Here is a 4505-nt window from a genome sequence, read left to right as displayed (position 1 = left end):
TTCTGCGCCACGCCCAAACGTTTTGCTCGCTCGTACTGATAGGCATCGGGATAATCGAGAATATCCTGCCGCAATACATCAAGATCAATCTTGCGTTTGCGAAACCCTTGAGGTTTGCGATCAACATGCTTGATCCAGCGAACAACGCTTGCTATACCCACATCAAACCGCGCTGCCACCTCGGCTATCGTAAGTCCTTCTTTCTCTCGAACAGATAACACTTTACGGCGAAAATCCAATGAATATGCCATCCTTGCATTATAATCAAAATTATCTGGTTATGCTATATGTCCACTCTGCGGCTTGTAGATTCTCAGACATCGCTGAAGTATCGACTTGATTGATTTCCTTGAAATGTTTAATTACATTGGCCCAGGCTGTTTCAGTCCAAAAATGGTTTGTGTTGTAATGGATGACTCGATGGCAAAGGAAGCAAATAGCCATAAGTCGAACGAGTTCCTGTATATACCGGAAATCGTCATAGTGCCAAACTTCATGACAGTCGAGTCTCGCATAAGGCGTGTCACAAATTTCGCATTTACCATTTGCTTTTTGGAATGTGTCTTTGCTGAGCTTCAGCCAGGTAGTGCGTTTAAGAACTTTATGCAAATTGATATTTATGCACGGGCGGGGTACAAAGGACATTGCAAGGCGGAATGTAGAGAGTTGAATCTTTTTCTCCTCGATATTTGCGAGTCTTTTAGCTAGAGGAAATGTGAGCCCATGCCCATACTCAACGTCACGGCAAAAAACACGCCAAGAATCACTTACCTTTTCAACCTTAATGGGGCCTACTTCGTGTAACCCATTACGTATACGGGTTTTCCGTGGTGCTGGTCGAGGTTTTGGCGCAATATATCCATCTGCATTCCAGACGCGTGCTTCAGCAAACGACAGATTTGATGCTACAAGAACTTGTTTGTTAGCTTCACGTACCTCATAGACGTTCCAACGCTCTTTCCCACGGACGATTATTATATCCGGCTTTCCTTCTCCTCTTCCCCAACCCCGATAAACCCCATTCTCTTTGCTGACAACCGTCATGTTCGCTATCTATAAATATCTTTTGTTCTGGATTATTTCCTTAATCATCTTTAGATAGCTTTAGAAATTGTGGATTCGCTATCCTTGTAAAGCCTCCAGATGCTTTTTACCACTGTTTCTCTATTCCAATCAACGATTTATTTTGTGGCGCTCTCAACAATATTTGATGTTTTTTGTGCTCCCCAGAGATTCACTGCTAGAACTGGTTTGTTGTAGTTGCTTGCTCCATCTATTTCTTTTTGAATCCACTTACTATAATTAGTGTACATTCCTGTTGGTATGACTAGCACATGGCTCCGCGAAATCTTGTCATATAAGGCTTCTTTTAATTGTCTATCATTATTTACATTGTGAATAGGATCGTTTTTAGGAACTGAAAAGTCTCTGAAATCCGGTGAAGCTTGACCTACTCTCCATTTGTCTTCAAATACCCATTTAGCTAATGTGTCATAGTGATTTGAGTGCGCCCAAGAATGACTCATGAAAACATGGGTTTGTCTAATGCTCATACCAAAAATCTTCGCTTTGCAACATAAAATTATGCTGTCATATTTCGCCATAAATTTATGGCGTATGATTAATCGTTAATCGTACAATCCAATATCCCCTCAGTCAAATGTGGTTTTTGAAGGGGTGAAACGAGTTGCTAGCAAGTTTTGAAGCTATACCGCACTCAGAAAGGCAAGTTTGTATGTGAACGCATCAACCGTACGCGCAGGCAAGGTGAACGCGATACCACAGAGGCTATAGTTTGCGAGAATCACAATCAGGTTGCTGATTTCTTTGGTTATGGCTGGCTTGCTAAAGAGCTATACGAAGAAGTCGGTATTGATGCATCCATCGACGTGGACAAAGTTTGACTTAAGGGGAACGCTCGAGAAATTTAAAACAATAAACCCGCCAGGCTTTTAAATGTCAAAGTTTGGATTTAATCTGACGTATTCAAAAATAGGATTGAATACATACTGACAATTGGCATTATTGAAATGACTGCTTCGTGCCAAAAGACTGCCATTCTGGCAGTCTACTGCTAAAGCAGACACAGGGGTGGCCTATCCGCATCAGCCTAAACCCGCTCGTCCTTTTTAATTATGGATACTATCCTTTGTACGGGCCCCGTTGGTTTTTCCACTCCCTGTTTGGCATGATTAGACCCTTGCACATATTCACGCTACTTCCTAGCGTAGGAAAAATTGCCGAGGGTACGCAGAAAATTGCAATCTGCACGGGGTATTGTCTAGGATAATTAAGTAGGAACGTAGAAGCTGCTTAAATATTGATTCACTTGACGCCTGAAGAACCTCATTTACTTTGCTGCCGATGTCGTTCTGATCACACGTTTTAGGCGCTGTGAATGCCAAGCACCACGCATAACTAGCTTGGAAAATTACGATGCCAGTATGCCCCCTAATAAACTTGCGCACTTCGGACGGGATTGTGTTTTTCATCGCAGCCAGAGAACGCTTGAAAGATGTCAGATGGCGAGAAGCCCTTTTTGGATCAAGCCTATCGTTTATAAATTGATCCAAGTAAGCAGTATCCAGGGAGGGAGTTGCACCGTTGATTTCTTTAAAGAGCTTGAAGATTTCAGGTCTCAGGCCAATTGAAAACCCTGATTTTTCGACTTCAAAATCTGCTATTGAAAGGCTGGCGGCAATTGTCGAAAAAAAATCAAAATGGCTGGAAAAATATTGGTCCGCTGACGCATGCCAATGAGCAGTAGTCAAACAGGAAAATCCTTTCACTAGTAGCGTCGGATCGAAAAAATAGTTCTCAAAGGAGTGTCCTAACGTCCAATAGGTGTTATTAACTACGTGATGCAAGCCAATTTTGTCAGAGCACCTCTGCAAGTTGAATTCCCTGAATTCTCTATCAACTAAACACGTCAGTCGGTCTGAGGTGCCATACTCTACGGACAACGATGCAATTTCTTCGACTTTTTTTCTATTGCACTTTGGATGGGAAAATCCATTTTGCATATCGCTAGCCGCATAAACAGTTCTGTGCGGAAGGTTCAACTTGGTCCTCAGATTGAGAACAAATTCCCTGTCTTCTTTACCTTCTACCACGATGAAATGCTGTCTTGACATTCGTAGCTGTGCCACGAATGAGGATAACGTAAAAGCAACCATTTACTTTTGTGTTGACAGATGTGATTTGAGCTCGACCAAGACATCGAGATGGTTCGATGCAAGGGTTGGTGAGTGAGAGCAAACGATAATCTGCTTCCCATCTAGGAGCCCAGACATGCGTTCCAGTAGCGAGCTCTGCCAATCAACATGAAGCGAAATTTCGGGTTCATCAAGCAAAACGATTTCTTGTTTGCTGATGCGAGATGCTGCAAACATAAGTGTCAGTATCTGACGCTCCCCTGAGGATAGAACTGAAAGCGGCAAGCTGTCCTTGTCCTTATACTTAACAACTAAATTAGGTGGTTGTTGTTCCTGTATATCTATATCTATTCGTTTCTTTGTATAAAACTGGTTAACTGCTATGAGATACGATTCTACGGCGCGAAACTTGTTCTCAGTGAATTGCTGTCGTTCAATTAACACTCTTTTATATTTTTCTAGAGCAGGTATGGCTCTCTGTCGTTGGGTTGCTCCGTGAAGTAGAGCTCTTACACTTACGAGAGACTCATTTCTTCGTTGGTCTAGTCGATAGCGTCTTTCAAGCGCTGTTCCCTTATCCAGATTTGATATATCGTGGAATAGCTGGTCCGGATCGGATTCAAGTGTAGTATCAGTGTTGCTTAGCATCGTCTCCAATATCTCAAGGAACATTCGAGAGGTTAACTCCCGTTCATATTGCAAGCTGAGCATTTGCGCTTTTCTAATTTCGTCGCCAACCGTTGCTTCAATTGCTTGAGGGGTTGGAAACGAGATGTTTGGGACAAATTCGCCAAACAATTTACGTGCGAATCTTGTTACGTCACTCTCTATCAAAAATTTTAGATGATTTTCTCTAGCCTCAAAGCCATGCTTTACGAATCTATCTCTGACTTCATTACGGGTGTCCCAAGCTTCGACAATATTTCGGAACGCTGGAAAATAGGAGCAAGACGGTAAACGCTGATCATCCCAATTTATCGAAGCTTTCTGCTCTTTTTTTGCCTTAACTACCAGTTCGGCAAGTTCCGCACCATTCTTCGCTATAACAAATTCGCCATTAGATATAGCATAACCAGATAATTTTGATTATAATGCAAGGATGGCATATTCATTGGATTTTCGCCGTAAAGTCTTATCTGTTCGAGAGAAAGAAGGACTTACGATAGCCGAGGTGGCAGCGCGGTTTGATGTGGGTATAGCAAGCGTTGTTCGCTGGATCAAGCATGTTGATCGCAAACCTCAAGGGTTTCGCAAACGCAAGATTGATCTTGATGTATTGCGGCAGGATATTCTCGATTATCCCGATGCCTGTCAGTACGAGCGAGCAAAACGTTTGGGCGTGACGCAGAA

At 42.6% G+C, this 4505-nt stretch carries 7 protein-coding genes; 2 read left to right on the top strand and 5 right to left on the bottom strand.

Features of this window, described 5'->3' with window-relative positions:
* From BLV54_RS14505 to BLV54_RS14495, 3 genes are all read right to left on the bottom strand, one after another.
* On the bottom strand, positions 1 to 251 hold a 251-nt coding region (locus tag BLV54_RS14505; RefSeq protein ID WP_090569664.1), incomplete at its 3' end, for an IS630 transposase-related protein.
* Between the two features lie 19 nt (positions 252 to 270).
* Positions 271 to 1044 (bottom strand): hypothetical protein, encoded by a 774-nt coding sequence (locus BLV54_RS14500; protein ID WP_090572315.1) that lies wholly within the window; start codon positions 1042 to 1044, stop codon positions 271 to 273.
* Between the two features lie 137 nt (positions 1045 to 1181).
* A complete protein-coding gene (locus BLV54_RS14495; protein ID WP_090572316.1) occupies positions 1182 to 1553 on the bottom strand; it encodes a TIR domain-containing protein in 372 nt (123 codons plus the stop codon).
* 147 nt (positions 1554 to 1700) lie between these two features.
* Here BLV54_RS14495 and BLV54_RS14490 point away from each other — a divergent pair, with 147 nt between their 5' ends.
* Positions 1701 to 1904, top strand: coding sequence for a hypothetical protein (locus BLV54_RS14490; RefSeq protein WP_090572314.1), 204 nt, complete (start codon positions 1701 to 1703; stop codon positions 1902 to 1904).
* A 318-nt stretch (positions 1905 to 2222) separates the two neighbouring features.
* Here BLV54_RS14490 and BLV54_RS14485 read toward each other — a convergent pair whose 3' ends face one another.
* Complete coding sequence (locus BLV54_RS14485) at positions 2223 to 3134, bottom strand: DUF4435 domain-containing protein (protein ID WP_176969798.1); 912 nt, start codon at positions 3132 to 3134, stop codon at positions 2223 to 2225.
* 42 nt (positions 3135 to 3176) lie between these two features.
* Positions 3177 to 3803 carry an AAA family ATPase gene (locus tag BLV54_RS14480; RefSeq protein ID WP_176969797.1) on the bottom strand — a complete coding sequence of 209 codons (627 nt, stop codon included), beginning with the start codon at positions 3801 to 3803 and terminating at the stop codon, positions 3177 to 3179.
* Between the two features lie 451 nt (positions 3804 to 4254).
* Between BLV54_RS14480 and BLV54_RS14475 the strand changes: the two genes are divergently transcribed.
* The coding region (locus BLV54_RS14475) for an IS630 transposase-related protein (RefSeq protein WP_090572311.1) at positions 4255 to 4505 on the top strand (251 nt) is incomplete at its 3' end.

It is taken from the genome of Nitrosomonas sp. Nm33 (assembly GCF_900107265.1).
Lineage (GTDB): Bacteria > Pseudomonadota > Gammaproteobacteria > Burkholderiales > Nitrosomonadaceae > Nitrosomonas.
This window is presented reverse-complemented; position numbering and strand designations above follow the sequence as displayed.

Bases quoted from the DNA above. Each gene is read 5' to 3' on its own strand.
- BLV54_RS14500 (WP_090572315.1), bottom strand. From the start codon at position 1,044: ATGACGGTTGTCAGCAAAGAGAATGGGGTTTATCGGGGTTGGGGAAGA.
- BLV54_RS14495 (WP_090572316.1), bottom strand. From the start codon at position 1,553: ATGAGCATTAGACAAACCCATGTTTTCATGAGTCATTCTTGGGCGCAC.
- BLV54_RS14485 (WP_176969798.1), bottom strand. From the start codon at position 3,134: ATGTCAAGACAGCATTTCATCGTGGTAGAAGGTAAAGAAGACAGGGAA.
- BLV54_RS14480 (WP_176969797.1), bottom strand. From the start codon at position 3,803: ATGCTAAGCAACACTGATACTACACTTGAATCCGATCCGGACCAGCTA.